At 42.2% G+C, this 17,495-nt stretch carries 14 protein-coding genes; 7 read left to right on the plus strand and 7 right to left on the minus strand.

Features of this window, described 5'->3' with window-relative positions:
* Positions 1–49: 49 nt before the first annotated feature.
* Positions 50–1,036 (minus strand): glucokinase, encoded by a 987-nt coding sequence (gene glk, locus D9T12_RS07560; RefSeq protein ID WP_130537601.1) that lies wholly within the window; start codon positions 1,034–1,036, stop codon positions 50–52.
* Positions 1,036–4,239 (minus strand): phosphorylase b kinase regulatory subunit alpha/beta, encoded by a 3,204-nt coding sequence (locus tag D9T12_RS07565; RefSeq protein WP_130537602.1) that lies wholly within the window; start codon positions 4,237–4,239, stop codon positions 1,036–1,038. The genes glk and D9T12_RS07565 overlap by 1 nt, the downstream gene beginning before the upstream one ends.
* Positions 4,240–4,675: 436 nt before the next feature.
* Between D9T12_RS07565 and D9T12_RS07570 the strand changes: the two genes are divergently transcribed.
* From D9T12_RS07570 to D9T12_RS07585, 4 genes are all read left to right on the plus strand, one after another.
* Positions 4,676–5,077, plus strand: coding sequence for a hypothetical protein (locus tag D9T12_RS07570; RefSeq protein WP_130537603.1), 402 nt, complete (start codon positions 4,676–4,678; stop codon positions 5,075–5,077).
* Positions 5,078–5,117: 40 nt separating this feature from the next.
* Positions 5,118–5,600, plus strand: coding sequence for a hypothetical protein (locus D9T12_RS07575; protein WP_130537604.1), 483 nt, complete (start codon positions 5,118–5,120; stop codon positions 5,598–5,600).
* Positions 5,601–5,935: 335 nt separating this feature from the next.
* Positions 5,936–6,829 carry an AraC family transcriptional regulator gene (locus D9T12_RS07580; protein ID WP_130537605.1) on the plus strand — a complete coding sequence of 298 codons (894 nt, stop codon included), beginning with the start codon at positions 5,936–5,938 and terminating at the stop codon, positions 6,827–6,829.
* Positions 6,830–6,850: 21 nt separating this feature from the next.
* Positions 6,851–7,864, plus strand: coding sequence for a lipid A deacylase LpxR family protein (locus D9T12_RS07585; protein WP_130537606.1), 1,014 nt, complete (start codon positions 6,851–6,853; stop codon positions 7,862–7,864).
* 183 nt (positions 7,865–8,047) lie between these two features.
* On the opposite strand, the gene D9T12_RS07590 is transcribed toward D9T12_RS07585, so the two are convergent.
* Positions 8,048–8,494, minus strand: a complete 447-nt coding sequence (locus tag D9T12_RS07590) for a TetR/AcrR family transcriptional regulator (RefSeq protein ID WP_130537607.1) — start codon at positions 8,492–8,494, stop codon at positions 8,048–8,050.
* 247 nt (positions 8,495–8,741) lie between these two features.
* Here D9T12_RS07590 and D9T12_RS07595 point away from each other — a divergent pair, with 247 nt between their 5' ends.
* Together D9T12_RS07595 and D9T12_RS07600 are read left to right on the plus strand one after the other, a co-directional pair.
* The gene (locus tag D9T12_RS07595; RefSeq protein WP_130537608.1) at positions 8,742–9,851 is read left to right on the plus strand and encodes an efflux RND transporter periplasmic adaptor subunit; all 1,110 of its coding nucleotides are present in this window, start codon (positions 8,742–8,744) and stop codon (positions 9,849–9,851) included.
* Positions 9,848–12,904: an efflux RND transporter permease subunit gene (locus D9T12_RS07600; RefSeq protein WP_130537609.1), complete on the plus strand. Its 3,057-nt coding sequence runs from the start codon at positions 9,848–9,850 to the stop codon at positions 12,902–12,904. Before D9T12_RS07595 ends, D9T12_RS07600 begins: the two co-directional genes overlap by 4 nt.
* A gap of 30 nt (positions 12,905–12,934) precedes the next feature.
* Here D9T12_RS07600 and arsJ read toward each other — a convergent pair whose 3' ends face one another.
* The gene (gene arsJ, locus D9T12_RS07605; RefSeq protein WP_130537610.1) at positions 12,935–14,119 is read right to left on the minus strand and encodes an organoarsenical effux MFS transporter ArsJ; all 1,185 of its coding nucleotides are present in this window, start codon (positions 14,117–14,119) and stop codon (positions 12,935–12,937) included.
* A gap of 208 nt (positions 14,120–14,327) precedes the next feature.
* Positions 14,328–15,344: an ArsJ-associated glyceraldehyde-3-phosphate dehydrogenase gene (locus D9T12_RS07610; RefSeq protein WP_130537611.1), complete on the minus strand. Its 1,017-nt coding sequence runs from the start codon at positions 15,342–15,344 to the stop codon at positions 14,328–14,330.
* 111 nt (positions 15,345–15,455) lie between these two features.
* Between D9T12_RS07610 and D9T12_RS07615 the strand changes: the two genes are divergently transcribed.
* Positions 15,456–15,824: an ArsR/SmtB family transcription factor gene (locus D9T12_RS07615; RefSeq protein WP_130537612.1), complete on the plus strand. Its 369-nt coding sequence runs from the start codon at positions 15,456–15,458 to the stop codon at positions 15,822–15,824.
* A 63-nt stretch (positions 15,825–15,887) separates the two neighbouring features.
* Here the strand turns inward: D9T12_RS07615 and D9T12_RS07620 are convergent, their stop codons facing one another.
* Complete coding sequence (locus tag D9T12_RS07620; protein WP_130537613.1) at positions 15,888–16,823, minus strand: MBL fold metallo-hydrolase; 936 nt, start codon at positions 16,821–16,823, stop codon at positions 15,888–15,890.
* Positions 16,824–16,927: 104 nt separating this feature from the next.
* The gene (locus tag D9T12_RS07625) at positions 16,928–17,494 is read right to left on the minus strand and encodes an MTH895/ArsE family thioredoxin-like protein (protein WP_130537614.1); all 567 of its coding nucleotides are present in this window, start codon (positions 17,492–17,494) and stop codon (positions 16,928–16,930) included.
* Position 17,495 lies beyond the last annotated feature (1 nt).

Here is a 17,495-nt window from a genome sequence, read left to right on the forward strand (position 1 = left end):
TCGCTTTAAATACGTTGAGGACGTATTCAAACGTATCGATACCAGCACGCTAATTTGCAAGCACCTTTTGAAAAGCATAATACGCAGCACCTAACAAAGGAGCTTCCGGATTATCAACGATTCTAACCGGAATGTTCTCAATCGCATGAGTCATTCGGCCTTTGTCTAGAAAACCTTGCATAAATTCACCATTTTGAAGTGCACTGCGGATTTTAGGGGCAATCCCACCGGCAATATAAATGCCACCGGCCGGTAAGGTTTTTAAGGCAAAGCTTCCAGCCTCCACACCATAAATTCGACAAAACAAACGCACCACCTCTTGACACAAAACATCCTGCCCCATCATCCCTGCTTCGGAAATCACAGCATTACGATCCTGCGATTGCATATCAAATTCGAGCTGTTCATTAAAAGGCGCAAAGTCGATACTTTTCAGAAAATCATACAGATGGCCAAAACCATCTCCAGATAAGATACGTTCTAAACTCACGTGCCCGTTAAATCGTTCACGTAAAAAAACTAACAAGCTATCTTCCAAGGCATTTTGTGGGGCAAACTCAGTATGCCCTCCTTCGGTAGGCATAGCATGATACTGCGCGCCATCAAAAAAAAGTATGGCTTCTCCTAACCCAGTTCCAGCCGCAATCACAGCTTTGTGTCCTTGTTTTGACGTTGAATTTGGGTTTAATTCAAAAAACGCATCCAATTGCAAAACACCATAAGCAGCGGATTCAAGATCATTAAGCAAATAAACATTTTCGATACCAAGTTGCTCACGCAGCGCGCTGGCATCAATCATCCAAGGTAGATTTGTCGTAATACATTTCTGGTCGTTAATCGGGCCTGCAATCCCGAAAACCGCTGTACTAACTCCCTCTTCACCTTGCAAAAACTCCTCAACTAAATCAACAAACTCAGTATGCTGGCCACTTGGGAAAGTTTGTTTGCGGTGCTCAATTAACTCACCCGAATCTTGGCTAAAAATTGCAAGGACGGTTTTCGTTCCACCCACATCACCGGCTAATATTTTTTGCATTAGGCTTCCCCTATTCCACTCGTCTTTTGCAAAAATCGGAAGGCACTCACAATCGCATTCGCAACTTCATGAAGCGGACAGTAATAAAACTCTTGCCAAGCCGTCTGACGACTTTCATCGTAATTTTGCATATGATTATTTTCTTGGGCAAGCCAGTGTAAACGAACCGCATGCCCCAAGAGAACATCCAACACCATTGTATCCTGTGAGTGCAAGTTCGGGTTGGCCTCCATAATCAACCCTAAGACTCTAAGCGCTTCGTAATATAAACGGCGAACTTCTGGAATTGGCGTTTTATTTAACAGATGATCAACTTTGTCTTGGAAAAGCATTTCACCACGCGTCATATTTGCACTCAAACCATGATCTAATCGACGCTTAGGATTCCACTGATCGCCAATAATTACCCCAGCTGTCTGATTGACAACATCCCATACACTCTCATAAAACTCTTGAGGATAACGCCCTATGCTGCCATTGATTTTTCGCCACTCATACCAATCCTGAATATCTCCCAATTCTGGATCCATTTCAGCACTGAATTGTGGCAGCGCTAAGTCAGATTCAGCATTTACAAAACGCATCATCTCTTGCTGATAAAGCTGCTCTTGGACATCAGAGTAGTTTTCCAGAACAAATAACAATCCAGTCGCAAACTCGTAGGGGGTTTGTTGCATTAGAATGTCTAAGGCATCATCTGCCGAACCAATTTGCTTTGCTTGACGGATATGCCCAGCAAGCAATTGTAAAAGCTGCCCAGTTCGAATCATTGTGACATGCGTGAATAAATCCGGACGCGAACGAATCATCAACCCTAAATTTAAAATCAGTTCCTGAGTTAAAATCATGGCACGCAAGTCATCGGAATTAAACTCATTGATGACTTTCAAAATCTCAACGGCACCGGCTGGTTGTCGAAACGTCGAGCGTTTCGAATATTGGCGAGAAACACTCAAGGCAATTTTACGCACTAGAATTTCCGTCATCGCCCCTTCTAAATTAATGTCATGTTTACCTAGCATCGCAGCGGTCAAGCGTGCAATTTCCCAATCACTATGCTCGCCTGCAAACAGGTAAACCTCTTCCAATAGTTTTGCAACTGAACTGGTTTGTCCCGAGCTATTTTTTAGACCTGTGTCAAAGTCCTTACCGTGGCGCTTATATAAAACCTGCAGAATGACTAATTCATCCCGCAGATTTGAGGAATGAATCAATTGCGCGATTAATGCCTCATCACTCCATTGTTCACATAACTGCTCGTGCAAAGTTGAGCCAGAAACCATCTCTACAGGGCGCAGAACCAAACTCTCTTTGGTTTGCACCGGTTGATCCAAGTCCGCTTTTGGCGCTTGAGCTAAATAATGCAAGCTCCGTTTCACCGAAGTGGGAAAAAAGTCTTTTAAAGTTCCTAGTTTGATAGGAATATTTCCAAACCCACCGTATCGACACTCTTCGATAAACTTGATTAATGCACGACTTCCCCCCTTGGATAGCATCGTACTATTCACCACCATCACAATTAACGGCCGGCCGGGTAAGTGCCATTCACGATAAATATAGCCCATTTCCATCTTTAAACGACGCACCAGCATTTGATTATCTTGCGTTAGATAAAAATCGTGTTTATTTAAAAACTGAGGTTGGAATAAAAAACGCTGGCCTTGATATTCATAGACACAGGAAGTCGTCAATCCTCTTGGATTTCTCTGTGGTCGCCCCGTCAAACCGAGCCTTTCAGAGCGACCCAGCCATTCAAATGCCTCTGCCAATGCACTGGCTTGCATCACTTGAATAGGCTGAATTTCATCCAATGTTTGCGTAACTACACCGTATTCATGCAGCTTTTCTTGCACACGGCTATTCTCAGAAATAAGGGTAAACTGTAATTGCTTGCCTAAGCTCTTACCAATGCATTTATGCCGATTAAGCGGATCAATATCTGTTATGTCGAGTAAGCCATCTTGCACCAATGCACCTAGCATAAATAAACTTTGCGCCCAAACTAAGGGGATATTTTCATTTGGCTGACGAGCTTGAGAACCGGGAGTCTCTTGTTCGGCTGGAATGTTTTCTAAAGGAACAAAATAGACTTCAGGCAATAATTTTTCACCATTTTGCTCGACCAAAAGACCTTCAAGTTTTTGTCGGTACTCCAGAGCTTTTTCAGGCTGGTTGGTAAACAAATAATGCAGCAGAAGATAAGTAAAAAACAGTGGCCATTCACACTCGATGTTTTCAAACTGTTTCATCTCTTCAGGTTCATAATGCAAACGATTCGGGTCTTCATTCGCCGCCTGGTGACCATCTCGTAAGAATCGTTTACATCCATACCGGCCGGCTAACTTTTCAACAACTTCCGTTAATGTTAAATCCACCAGCTCCGAATTTTCTACGGCAAAAGCCGGGTAACCAATCACACTTAATGTGGCAGCATCGATTTCTTTCGATAACGATTCTGATGGCAACGCGGTTTCAAGGGTAATTCGAGCGCGAGCAATCTCATCCGGAATCACATGAATCACGGTATCGACTCCGCCTTCTGAACCAAAGCAGTTGAATCCATCCATTGCCTCAAGTGCTGCTTTAGCCATTCCTACAGAGCTGCTATTCACTTCAGCAATCCCGTGGTTAATTTTATTACCTCTTTCCCAAATACCGTAATCGGGAGTTCGATAAGCACGGCCTATGTAATGCACTAGATTTTGAATGAAATGAACTTCATCCATCGTGAAGATAATTCGCAATCCTGAAGCTGTCATTTGGGCAAGCATGAGTAAATAAATACTTGTCGCATCCAACTGCAAATGCCCCCATTCATCATCACCAACTACTGGATCTCCACTATCCGTAGAATATTTTGCATGCAGAGCATCTAATGGGTTCTGGGAATATTTGAACGCTTCAACTTTTGAGGATTGTTTCATCATCGAAGTGAGTAGACCGCGCATTAACTTCACAACACTTTGCTCTAATAATGCTGCGTGCCCTTGCGTATCATCGACTTTACGGTAGGCCAGACCAAGCCCCCAAGCGGCAAGAATGCTGTAGACATTATCTCTTACCCACGCATCAGTGTAATCGCCATGTGCCGTTACAGCAGTACTCGCAGGCAACAAACCTGTGATTGGATTCTGGCGAGCCAAAATAATTCTTGAAACCTGTTCAAAATAGTCATCCAGAACCTGCAAATTATCGTTTTTCATTGATTGCCTTAAATTTAATGCTTAAAAAACACAAAACCATGCGTTGAGCGTATTAAGAAATGCCAAGCGATTAAGCATAATAAGTGCCGTAACAAAAACAACAGTCTAAACCGAGAATATTTGTTGTAACGAGCACAACAACTGCGCCAATTTGGTGCGATTGAACCTAATAATCCCAACTACTCTATCTTATACGCTAAAAGCAATTCTTCCGCAGTGATTATTCAGTGACAAATAAGACTCTATAAAGTTACATCACCGAGTAAAAAGCTTTTATTTCGTTTTAATCGTTAACTTTAATCTAACTAGTCGATTCTGAATAACTAATTAATCTCCTATAAAAATATCTTGTTTATAAAGTAATGAATTTTTCTTGACCCAGTTTCATGGGCCACTAAACTAACAACTGTTAGTTAATTAATCGGGACTAAAAATTATGTGGAAATTTAATGACAAGGTTTGGACTTACTGGCTTATAACAGATGCCTTATTAATTTTAGATGTATTCGGCTGGGCGTATGGTTTGATTGCTGCCTCTGTTTTAACCGCTATTCAAGTGATCCATTTTCGGGTCGATACAGGCCGTGCTTCCTCTTTTCCTGTCCAAGTTCGAATTGCCTACCTTCTGTTATTGATGGCTGCACTATGGCCACCATTGTATTGGCTAATTTACCCGGTCATCCTTGGCACGACTGCGATGGTACTAGTTGATTATTGTTTTCTAGCTCGTTTTATGTCGATAATGCCTTGGAACCTGAACCAACCTTATTCGTTCAATATGATCTACAAAACCTTTTTCAGCAAGCCCGTTTCAGGCTCAGTCCAAAAGACACATTAAAACCATTTAAATAAACGTGTTGTAAAAAAGTGAATTCACAATGAAATTACATAGAACGCTTTGGTTTGTTTTAGCAATATTCTGGCAATCGCAAAGCCTTGCTGCCATAGAAATGACAACAGCAACAAACCTGGAAGAAACCGCGAAAACTGCTCAAGTGAAGAATATTCCGATTGCTCTTTTGATTAGCTTTAAGGGCTTGAACTCAACGCGTGATTTAAAAGAGGAAGCCATTTTTCCGAACTTACTCAGTGGTCAATTTGATGACGCTGCAATTTTTCAAGAAATACAGGTCAATACCGAAGGAAAAACCATTGATTTTTATGGAGAGGCCTTACCAAATTCAGAATATCAAACGCTGTTTAATGTGAGTCACTTACCTGTTTTGATATTCGTGGATACCAGCGGTAATCACCTCACCTCTCCCTTGATTGCTGGGAATTATGAATTTTACGGTCATTATCTAAAACAAAAATTAAATCAAGCGCTGGATGCGCTTAACAACCCTATGCGCCTAGAGTAATAGCCAACTAAATCAAAAAATGGTCTTCACATGCAGAATTAGGCAAGAATTTGGCAGTAATAAGTGTTTATTTCACAAATTTTTGTCAGTATCATCTTGTTGTTTACATTATTCAAATATATGTAAACCTTAAATGATTAAATGAGATGAAAAATAATTTTGAAGAGCGGCTCGCTGGTACATGCACTTAAAGAGCCACTCTCAAACCTTCCGGCAAACTTTATCGTGTCTTGCCGGTTTGGCGACTAAAACTCAAAAAAATTTATTGCTCGACTTTATGGTCACCTTGCGGACGTCTTTCAAAGCGTTTTATTTTTTAAGGATGCACATTTTCTATGGTTACCCCAGAATTACTTCAAAAACTCTGCCGCCAACACGACCTGTGCCAACGTCAAGGTTATGCAGACACTGGCCTTGACGAGGTGAAACTCTTCCGCATATCAAAGCACGAAGAGGTCATGCCAATGCTATACAACCGTGGCATTATTTTTATTGGCACGGGTCGCAAAACGGGTACTATCGGAAGCAAGCAATTTAATAACGGTCCTGAACACTACTTGATCGTGACCTCGCCACAATTGATTCAATGCGAGTGTTTCGTATCTAATGGACAACTGGTGGGGATTTTTATCCAACTGAACATGAGTCGTTTACACCGGATGGTTAGCAAACTCCAACAGCTTGACATGACAACGACGCCTACAAAACCAATGCCTTTTAGTGTACTTGCTTCTGAAAAATCAACCGCCATTGAAGACGCACATCAACGATTGTTAAAAGCCCTACTGGATCCAGTTGAAATCGAAATGCTTGGGGATTCTCTCCTTGATGAACTCTATTTTCGAATTTTGCAAGATGAACACGGTTATGCATTACATCAGCTGTGTGAACAAGGTAGTGCTTTTTCACGTGTTTCCAAAGTTATCGAACTGATTCATAATCGACTTGATGAAAAAATCAGCGTAGAAGAAATGGCGCAAAAAGCCGGCATGAGCATAACGGCTTTTCACCGAGCATTTAAAGAAGCCTTTAACGATACACCGATTCAATACACCAAAAAAATTCGTCTGAATAAAGCGCGACAGTATATTGTTCACGAGAAAGTAAGAGCCGTCACCGCCGCTGAACGGGTAGGCTATGAGAGTCAAACGCAGTTTAGTCGTGAATTTAAACGCTATTTTGGTGTCTCCCCAAGTCAGGCGACAAAACTCGGCTATGCAGCTTTTTAATCCAACTGTAAAGATAATCCAATGCAATGGTTAAACACCCACACCCCCTTTCTTAGCCATCTTTTCTCTTTACTGCTGATCGCATTGTCACAACCAGCATTTTCTGGAAATACAGAGTCTACCGGCCGGTTGAGTTTTGTATTAGAAAACGATTTTTTTGTCGGTAACGATAGGAATTACACAAATGGTTTGAAATTCATCTGGATTCCAAATGAAGCAACAAAAACGCCTGAATGGGCAACCAAAGCAGCTAACGCCATCCCCTGGTTTCCAAAAGACGGTACAATTAAACATGGTTATGCCTTTGGCCAGAGCATTTTCACACCCGACGACATTACCCTAAAAAATCCTCCCAAAGAAAGCCACCCTTATGCAGGATGGCTTTACGCAACCATGGGAATTGCCTCTGAGAAAAATAACCAGCTGGATTTAATGACCTTCACGCTTGGTGTTGTTGGTCCTGCTGCAATGGCTGAAGACTCACAAAAATTTATTCATACGCTAATCAATTCGGATGACCCCAAAGGCTGGGATACTCAATTAAAAAATGAGTTGGGATTTATTCTGACGCACAAACACATTTGGCGAGGTGTGAAATCTTTTTCTGTAAATCAGTATGAACTGGACATTTCGCCTTATACAGGAGCATCTATTGGCAACATTCACACGAACGCCAGCCTAGGGGCGACGCTTAGATTTGGTAAAAACCTTCCGCAAGATTTTGGTCCGCCACGTGTTCAGCCAAGTATGCCAAGTGGTACTGATTTTAACCCATCTTCCCAACAAACCAATTGGTATGCGTTTTTAGGATTTGAAGGTCAAGCGGTTGCCAGAAACATTTTCTTAGATGGAAATACTTTTCGGAACAGTCGAAATGTCGACAAAAAACCATTGGTTGCCGATATCCAATTCGGAGTGGTGTTTGACTGGAAAGACCTTCGTCTCGGCTACACTCATGTATTTCGAACCAAACAATTCACCACGCAAAATTCCACCGATGGTTTTGGCTCGGTGACTTTAAATTTTGCTTTTTAAGGTTAAGAACAGAAACACTTTCAAAAAACTGCAGTCGTACTACAACCCTTTTATTTCGGTTGCCTTTCGATAAATACGAATAAAATTATGCAGTTGGTTTTTAATCTCTTTCACAGGAGCATGACGCATAATGCCTGAAAAACCGTAATCCACCAACTGGGCCAACTCATTGGAGTTTATTCTCTACGACTGTAAATCAATCCTTTGTTCATGGATTCCACGATCCAACTGCTGACGAATAAAATCAACCGTTACTTGAGCTTTTTCCTCAATAATATCATCAGCGATGTCATATACGGCATCATTCAAATCCCTAAGAACGCGATCATCACTTACCTGTTCGAATACTGTGCGCCCAATCGCCATCAAATACGCTTCGATAATTTGCCACGAGTCATTTGGATCAAGTTGTGCAATTTTTTGTTGAGCATCTTCCAAGGAGTTTTGCAAACCTTCCTGAACAACATTTCTAAACAAGAGAGATTTATTTTTAAAGTATTTATGAACCGTGACTCTCGAATAACCAGAATGCTCGCTGATCATAGTCATGCTGGTTTTGCTAAATCCGTGTTTTACAAAACATTCCAATGCAGTTTCGGTTATCTGTGTTCGAGTCTCTTTATTTGCCATAATTTTTTTAGCTTCGCACAAGGTGTGTGAGGAATTTATGTGGAAAGCAGCCTTACTGTTTGATTTGAAAAATACGACAGCATTATACGCCACTTCAAGGATTTCCAAAAATTCGCCTACTCACGATGAAACACTAAACGCTTTGCCATTGAAAATTTTATACGTAAAAATTCTACGCAAAAGTTTACATAAAAACATAAACTGTTAACATGATTCATATTGAAAATAATAGCTATGGGTGTCAACTATGACAGCATTTAATTCCATTCAAACTTCACTAAATATAAAGCAATCCATTGCAATAGCGATAATTGCACTTTACGTTGTAATGCTGTCAGCGTGCAATCAAACGGGTAATGAAACCAACAAATCCGAAACAACCTTAGCAAAGCCCGTCAAACTATTTGAAGTTTTACCGGCCGGTAATTCTCAAACTTATTATTTTCCTGCCAAAATCGAGGCCTATCGAAAAGTGAATTTAAGCTTTGAAGTAGACGGAAAAATTGAAACACTGCATTTACCGGAAGGCCAAAACTTTAAAAAGGGAGATTTGCTTGCCAGCCTTAAGCAAGAACCTTTTGAACGACGTCTGCAACAAAGCAAACTCAACCTTAAAGAAGCCAATCTTGAACTTAAACGAATTCAAGCCGTAGACAATAAAGGATATGCCTCAAAACAAGATGTCACTCGTGCCGAAACGGCTCGTGACCTTGCTCAAGTAGATTACGATGTCAGTCAGGACAATTTAGACAACAGTCACCTGTATGCACCATTTGATGGCAAAGTGGCTAAACGACTCTTAGAAGAAAACACCTATATTTCCAGAGGCACGGCCATTGCGGAAATTCTCGATACCTCAAAAGTCTACTTTGCCTTTGATGTGTCAGAGCGTTTAATCAATCAGCTTCGTAGTGAAGACATTATTAAAGCCATTGCTATTCTGAAAAATGAACAGCAAAGCCAATTTGAAGTGAGCTATGCAGAAAATGAAGCTCAGACTCACCCGATTACCCAGACCTATCGAATTTATTTCAGCATGCCCTATCCAAAAAACACAACCATTAACTTAGGTTCGCATGCATCAATTGCGATTACACTGTCAAATTCCAGTGACAATCAGCAATACAAGATTCCATTAAGTGCAATTGTCACCGATGCTCAAAACCAATCATTTGTTTGGGTTTATCAGGCCGATACTCACACCGCGGAACGCCGTTCTGTAGAATTAAGCTTCATTGAAAATAATCAAATTGCGGTCCTTTCAGGATTAAACAGTGGTGACCAAATCGTTTCGGCAGGCGCTTCAAACATCCGCTCCGGTCAAAAACTTAAACCATTCACTGGGGATTTGCAATGAACTTTGATATTGCAAAATCCTCAATTCAAAAACCAGTCAATACTTGGTTGATTGTTCTCCTGCTGGTCGTTGGTGGTATATTCGGCCTAAATTCAATTGGTCAGCTTGAAGACCCAGATTTTACGATTAAACAAGTCAAAGTATTCACCAACTACCCAGGCGCAAATGCCGTCCAAGTGGAACAAGAAGTCACCGAATACCTTGAAACGGTCATTCAACAGATGTCACAACTTAAACGCGTAACCTCTGTCTCGCGCCCCGGTCAGTCTGAAATTACCGTTGAAGTTCAAGACTCATTCAAGGGCGACCAACTCACCCAAATCTGGGACGAATTACGAAAAAAAATTCGTGATGCAGAACATGGATTGCCAAACGGCAGTCAGACTCCAGCAGTGATCGATGATTTTGGGGATGTTTACGGCCTCTACTTTGCCCTAACGGCTGACGGTTTTTCAACTGAAGAGCTGCGCGAATACGCAAAAAATATCCGCCGTGAGCTGTTAAGTGTCGAGGGTGTCGCTAAAGTAAAAGTCGAAGGAATTCTTGATCAAGAAGTCGTCGCAGAAATTGACCCGACCAAACTTTACACTCTTGGTCTGTCTTTTCCTGAAATTAAGCAAGCCATTAGCATCGCCACTCGCCCTTTTTCAGACTCTCGAATTACTATTGACGGTCAAAAAGTCCGAATTCCAGTTGAACCCAGCGACCACCCTATCGATTCCTTAAAAGATTTGACCTTACCCATTCCTGGGCAAACTGCACAACTAAAACTAGAAGATTTTGCCAGCATTCGTCTACAAGAAACCCAATACCCAAATTATCGCGTGCGTTTTAATGGTCAAGAAGCGGCAACTTTAGCAATCTCGGTAAACACTAATCAGAATGTGGTCAAGGTAGCCGCTCAAGTTCGATTCATGATTGATCGGATGCTAGAACAGTTACCGGCCGGTATTGAAATCACCCCGATTTACGACCAAGGGAAAATCGTCGATGATTCAATTAACGATTTTTTACTCAACCTAGCTCTCGCCGTCGGAACAGTCTCTATCACATTGTTTCTTTTTATGGGCATACGTCCAGGCATTGTCGTCTCCAGCATACTGATTATTACGGTCATTGGAGGCATCCTGTTTATGTATCTGCTAGGCATTAAGATGGAACGAGTCTCTCTCGGAGCGATGGTCATCGCTATGGGAATGTTGGTTGATAATGCAATTGTCATTGCCGAAGGTATGATGATTCGCATGCAGCAAGGACACAATGCAATTGAATCTGCCAGCTATATTGTCAAGCGCACAAAATGGCCACTATTAGGCGCAACAATCATTGGGATAGCAGCTTTTTCGGGGATTGGTTTATCTGAAAACTCCACTGGGGAATTCCTGTTTTCATTGTTTGCGGTTATTTTAATCACGCTTCTGCTCAGCTGGATTTTGGCGATTACACTCGGTCCTCTATTCGGCCATTACTTTCTAAAACAAGCCAGTAGCATGAATCAAGACAGCTACCAAGCAGGCACCTATCAAGCTTATAAAAAAGTTTTAATGTTCGCCATTCGTTTCAAATGGCTCACAGCCGCCGCGCTTTTGGGGATTACTGTTATCTCCTACATGAGTTTTGGAATGATTAAACAGAGCTTTTTCCCTCCTTCAAATACACCCATTTTTTATATTCATTACTGGGGGCCACAAGCCAGAGATATAAATACCACCACTGAATTTGTTAAGCAGGCTGAAAAAACGATTCTTGAACACAGTGAAGTTACTAAGCTGACAAGCTTTATCGGCCGAGGAGCTGAACGATATACCTTAACTTTTGCCAGTGAATCATCCAATGAAAGTTATGCATTTTTTATGGTGGAAACCGAAACAACAGATGTCATTAACGAATTGGCTGCGAAACTTAAAGCACAACTTTCCGAACAAGACCCTGCGGCAAACATCTATACCAATCGCATTGTGTTCGGGCCATCATCTGGAGCTAAAATTGAAGCTAGATTTTTAGGACCTGATACAAAGGTATTACGCGAATTGGCAAATCAAGCTGAAACCGTCTTCAATAACGACGGTAAAATTCTTGATGTTCGTCATAATTGGCGTGATCGTACAACCACTTTCACACCGGTATTTGACGAATACAATGCTGGGGTCGCAGGCATTACTCGCGCTGATTTTTCAGATGCAATCCAATATGCTACCGAAGGCTTACAAGTCGGGACTCTGCAAGTTCGCGAAAACCGTTATCCGATTCTTTTGAGAGCAGATTATTCTCAACCTTATAGTCAAATCGATAAGGTGACAAACGCTCAGGTTTGGAGTCAATACAACAATGCCTATGTACCATTGGCTCAGTTAATTAGTGATTCAGACATTGCTACAGAAGAATCTTTGATTCACCGACGAGACCGCGTACGAACCATTTCTGTTTTGGGAGAACCCGCCATTGGAGAAACCGCTGATGAAGCTCGCCAACGTATCAAAACAGGTGTTGAAGCGATAAAGTTACCGGCCGGTTACCATTTGGAATGGGGTGGAGAATATGAATCCACCACTGACGCCCAAGCAGCACTCGCAAAAGGGTTACCCCTAGGCTTCTTAGTTATGTTTATTATCAGTGTGCTACTGTTTGGTAGTGTGCGAGAACCATTAATTATTTGGCTAGTGGTACCGATGGCCATCACGGGTGTCGTCATTGGACTACTCGGTACCGGTACGCCATTTGGCTTTATGTCTCTATTAGGTTTCTTAAGCTTATTCGGTATGCTGATTAAAAATGCAATTGTTTTACTTGAAGAAATTGAACTACAGAATCACGAGCAGGGCGATCATTATCAAGCTCTCATAGATGCCAGTATTAGTCGTTTGCGCCCCGTTTCACTCGCCGCAATCACCACCATATTAGGAATGGCACCTTTGCTATTTGATGCTTTTTTCGCCGGCATGGCCGTCACCATTATGAGTGGACTTGCCTTTGCTACCGTCTTGACACTCATTGCTGTACCCGTTCTGTACGCACTGTTACACGGATTAAAAGGTCAAGCTTATCATGCATAAAAAATCTTTATTTTCATATAGTTGAGTTTCTCACAGGGTTTTAACTGCTCGCTCAATCTTAAGCGCTAGAACCCCTGCCAAGAAAATCATACTAGCCGATGCCATTAAACAGGCTTCAAGTCCTGCGGTTTGGTAGATATAGCCAGACAACACCGTTCCCGCCAAACGACCACCGGCATTGGCCATATAATAAAACCCAACTTGTTTGGAGGTTCCATCCGCATCGGCATAGGATACAATCAAGTATGAATGAACGGCCGAATTGAGTGCAAAAAGCACACCGAAAATCATTAAGCCGATGATAAGGATTGCCTGTGGATCCTGATTCAATGAGTAGGCCATTAACAATGGCACTCCCCCCAAGGTCAATGCCAACCAGAACGCGATTCGCGCGGTAGGGTTACGTTTTTGCCCAACAAACTTGGGGGAGGCAGCCTGCACAAAACCGTAACCGATAATCCACACCGCCATAAAAGTGCCGATTTGCAAATGTGACCAGCCAAGGACACTGGCAGCAAAAACAGGCAAAGCTACCACAAACCAAACATCTCGCGCCCCAAACAGAAAGAGACGTGCGGCAGAGAGCCAATTCACGGCTTGAGAATGCGAAAACATTTGAGCAAATTTCGGTTTGTTTTTGGCTTTGCCCAAAGAGCCGTCGAGCTTAAGCAGAGAAATGATCAACGCAACCGACAGCATGGCCGCCATAATCCACATGGCATTGGCAAATCCGGCGACCTCGAGTAATAAAGCCCCCATAAAGAACCCAACACCTTTAAGGGCGTTTTTTGATCCAGTTAGTGCAGCAATCCAACGATAGAGTTTGCCATCACCATCACTGGCCAGTGCTTTGACCGAACTTTTGGCACTCATCTTATTAAGGTCTTTGGCAATACCCGATAGTGCCTGCGCGATCATGACATAGACGACTCCAAGCCATTCGGTGGGCACCGTCAGCATCAACAGCGCCGCAATCTGAATACTCAAGCCAATATTCATGGTGACATTCAGACCTGCCCGTGCACCGAGCCAGCCACCGAAAAGATTGGTGACAATTCCAAAGAACTCATAAAAAACAAACAGTAACGCCAATTCAAGCGGGCTATACCCTAGCTGATAAAAATAAAGCAACACCAGCATTCTCAGCGCCCCATCTGTAAGGGTAAACGCCCAGTAGTTTCCTGTGACAATCGCGTATTGTTGAGTTGGGTTCATATTGGCACCTAAAAAGTTATCGCTTGTTTTTTACAAAATTAAGTCAGCATTTAAAACAGCTATACCGTAAAGCTCTCAAAAAGTGAGCTATTTATAGCCGAATGGGTGCAAGTTCATCGATAAAGGCTCTGCTCAGGCCGTCAGAGGCCTGAGAAGCTTTTTTAAGAGCTTCACGATGCTGTAAGTTGTCGATTTAACTAGCTATTTATTATCCTAACGCCTGATTCGCTTGCCCCACTTTCATAGTCAATTCCATCATGCGTTGCATATAGCCGATTTCATTGTCGTACCACGCCAGCACTTTGACGTGAGTGTCACTCACCACGCGAGTAGACAAAGCATCAATGACCGAAGAACAGGTTTCTCCTTCATAGTCCACTGAGACCAGAGGCAACTCCTCATAACCTAATATATTTTTTAGATAGGACTCTGACGCCTCTTTAAACAAACCATTCACCTCTTCAACCGAAGTTGGGCGTTGCATTTCCATGACCAAATCTGTCAGAGAGGCATTCATAAAAGGCACTCGTACGGCAATGCCATCTAAGCGACCATTGAGCTCGGGGAAAATGGTGCCGATTGCCGAAGCAGAACCGGTCGAAGTGGGAATTAATGATTCAAAACTGGAACGCGCTCGGCGGAGGTCTTTGTGACCGTGATCGACAACCTTCTGGGTATTTGTGCGGTCGTGCATAGTGGTAATCGAGCCATGAGAAATACCGATTTTCTCATGCAAAACCTTAATGACTGGCGCAATACAGTTTGTCGTGCAAGAAGCCGCAGTAATCAACTGGTCTTCACCCGCGACAAAAATATCATCATTGATCCCCATGACAATATTTTTAACTCCCTTTTTAAAAGGTGCGGCAACAATCACTTGTTTAACGCCTTGAGCAAAGTAAGGCTGTACATCGGCACGCGTTCGAAACGCGCCAGTACATTCCAAAACGATGTCGACATCCAAAGCACCCCAGTCAAAATCCTCAATCGCCTTGTGTGAACTGTAACCAATACATTGACCATTAATGACAATCTGATTATTTTCAGCGGTCGCTTTATTGTGCCAACGCCCGTGTGCAGAATCGAAATTCAATAGGTGAGCAGAGCCGACCGCATCCGTAGCAATTTCGTTAATGTGAACAAATTCAATACCTTCCCAATCAAATGCTTGACGTAATCCTAAACGCCCCATACGCCCGAAACCATTAATTGCAACACGAATCATTCTGACCCCTTATAATTTACTAAAGTAAGAAACTAAACCACTTAACCAATATATTCGTCTATACGGATAGATGTATTATACGAAAATTATTCAAAATTCAATCAAATTTTTATGACAAATAATAATGATTTAAAAGCTTTAGAAACCTATGCTCAATTTCACAAAGCCCTTGCAGAGCCCGTTAGATTAAGAGTATTAGCATTACTAGGAACTAGAGATTCACTATGCGTGTGTGACTTAGTGACCGTTCTGGAACTTTCTCAAAGTACGGTTTCTCGGCATCTTTCGTATCTAAAAAATCAGGGAATTGTGGACTCATGGCGTGAGGGAACGTGGATACACTACACTTTGAATAAAAAGCACCCTGCCTCAGAAGTGTTATTACCAAGTTTGGAGTTTTTAGCGACTTTAGAGCAAGTAAAAAACGACTGTTTAGCATTACAGAAATATGAAAGCTTGCCAAGACAATGTAATTTGTAAGACGTTACAAACTGCCAATTTAAAGAAATTGGCAGTTTTAAGCTGTTTTAATGAGTGATCGATTTACATCGAAGATTCCAGTTTTAAATAAGTTCGGTTTAGGTTTTGTTTATGCCATGAATCGTAGTGTTTAAGATGTTTAAACTCAGGCCAGTCAACGTTTTCTGAAACCGCAGAATCAACGCCAGCAAAATCTTCCGCTTGAACCGTCATCTTTTCAACTAACTTCTTCAAATAGTCGCCGGTTTCCGCATCCGCTTGTTTCCAATCAGAGACTCTTCCATGGCCCGGCACAATGTAACCGGCCGGTAATTGTCGCATTTTTTGATAAGCCTGATGCCAAGTGACTGGATTTGACCAAGGATGCACACCTAACATGCGATCTAGATAAACGATATCACCGGTAAATAGCACTTTTTGTTTTGGTAGCCAAAGCACGGAATCGCCAGGAAAATGCGCATCGCCATAATAGTTTAATTGCATTTCAACCCCGCCAATGGTGAGAGCATTTTCAGCGTTTTCAAATACCGAATCTGCCGTTTTCATTTGCACGCCTTTGGTACTAGGAATCGCTTTTGCCATGCGTTCAACTACTTGGTTAAACATGGATTTTTGCGTTTTTACCGTGCCTTGATAGGCATAAATTTTCGCCCCCTGCTTGGCAAAATAAGAATTTCCCAACCAACGGTGATCTTGGCTTCCCAAATTAATCACCGCCGCAATCGGCTGGTTTTTAATGCTTTTTGCCATGTCTTCGAGCTTTTTCGTCCCCAGATCACCCGACCCTGAATCCACTAATACCCAGCCTTCCGAGGTATCAATAAAGCCAATATTATTGTTAAGCCCTAAGTTTTCTGGCGTTCTATCGGTAATCGGCCCAATATAAGCATAAACGCCCTCAGTGACTTTTTGAGCGGTAAACTCGACCGCCTGAACGCTAAACGAAAACATCGACACAGAGGCTGCAGCCAGTGCTCCTAAAAATGTTCTTCTTCTCATTAGTTTTCCTCCAAAGGTCTTTTGACAATTCAGACCCTTACATTGAGTTTTATATTTGACCTTTTTACCGGCCGGTAAGAATTTCATTACGATTGTCAACAGACTTAAGCTGATAACCACTGAGCAATCATTTTTTTATTCGGCATACTGCCAGAGTGCACGACTTGATCATGAATGACAATTCCCGGTGTACTCATTACGCCATAAGTTGCAATGTCAGAAATATCTTCAACTTTGGTCACTATTACTGACACGCCCAATTCTTCGGCTGTGGTTTCGATTAACTTCACGGTATTAACACAAGTAGCACAACCGGTTCCTAACACTTTGATTTCAAACTGCTCACTTCTCTGTTCATTACAACAGGATGAAACCTGCGTTTCTTGCTCTCCACAACAAGGCGTTGACTTTTCAATTGTCGCACCTTCTTTTGCCTTAGATGACATTCCACAGCTTCCGTCAGGACAACACGCACCTGTTTTAGAAAACTTGCCTAGCATTTCGGCTGGACACCAGCCGGTAAAAGTCGCTTGTAATCCCATAAGCGCAGGCATAATGGCTAACCACAACCAGTTCAAACCCATTAAATCCGTCTGTTCTGAAAAATGTGCCAAACCAATCGCGATTAGAATTAACGTCGTCGTCAGCCGTACCATTAAATTTCCTTTCATG

This window comes from Thiomicrorhabdus indica, from assembly GCF_004293625.1.
Classification (GTDB): Bacteria; Pseudomonadota; Gammaproteobacteria; order Thiomicrospirales; family Thiomicrospiraceae; genus Thiomicrorhabdus; species Thiomicrorhabdus indica.

Bases quoted from the DNA above. Each gene is read 5' to 3' on its own strand.
- glk (WP_130537601.1), bottom strand. From the start codon at position 1,036: ATGCAAAAAATATTAGCCGGTGATGTGGGTGGAACGAAAACCGTCCTT.
- D9T12_RS07565 (WP_130537602.1), bottom strand. From the start codon at position 4,239: ATGAAAAACGATAATTTGCAGGTTCTGGATGACTATTTTGAACAGGTT.
- D9T12_RS07570 (WP_130537603.1), top strand. From the start codon at position 4,676: ATGTGGAAATTTAATGACAAGGTTTGGACTTACTGGCTTATAACAGAT.
- D9T12_RS07575 (WP_130537604.1), top strand. From the start codon at position 5,118: ATGAAATTACATAGAACGCTTTGGTTTGTTTTAGCAATATTCTGGCAA.
- D9T12_RS07580 (WP_130537605.1), top strand. From the start codon at position 5,936: ATGGTTACCCCAGAATTACTTCAAAAACTCTGCCGCCAACACGACCTG.
- D9T12_RS07585 (WP_130537606.1), top strand. From the start codon at position 6,851: ATGCAATGGTTAAACACCCACACCCCCTTTCTTAGCCATCTTTTCTCT.
- D9T12_RS07590 (WP_130537607.1), bottom strand. From the start codon at position 8,494: ATGGCAAATAAAGAGACTCGAACACAGATAACCGAAACTGCATTGGAA.
- D9T12_RS07595 (WP_130537608.1), top strand. From the start codon at position 8,742: ATGACAGCATTTAATTCCATTCAAACTTCACTAAATATAAAGCAATCC.
- D9T12_RS07600 (WP_130537609.1), top strand. From the start codon at position 9,848: ATGAACTTTGATATTGCAAAATCCTCAATTCAAAAACCAGTCAATACT.
- arsJ (WP_130537610.1), bottom strand. From the start codon at position 14,119: ATGAACCCAACTCAACAATACGCGATTGTCACAGGAAACTACTGGGCG.
- D9T12_RS07610 (WP_130537611.1), bottom strand. From the start codon at position 15,344: ATGATTCGTGTTGCAATTAATGGTTTCGGGCGTATGGGGCGTTTAGGA.
- D9T12_RS07615 (WP_130537612.1), top strand. From the start codon at position 15,456: ATGACAAATAATAATGATTTAAAAGCTTTAGAAACCTATGCTCAATTT.
- D9T12_RS07620 (WP_130537613.1), bottom strand. From the start codon at position 16,823: ATGAGAAGAAGAACATTTTTAGGAGCACTGGCTGCAGCCTCTGTGTCG.
- D9T12_RS07625 (WP_130537614.1), bottom strand. From the start codon at position 17,494: ATGAAAGGAAATTTAATGGTACGGCTGACGACGACGTTAATTCTAATC.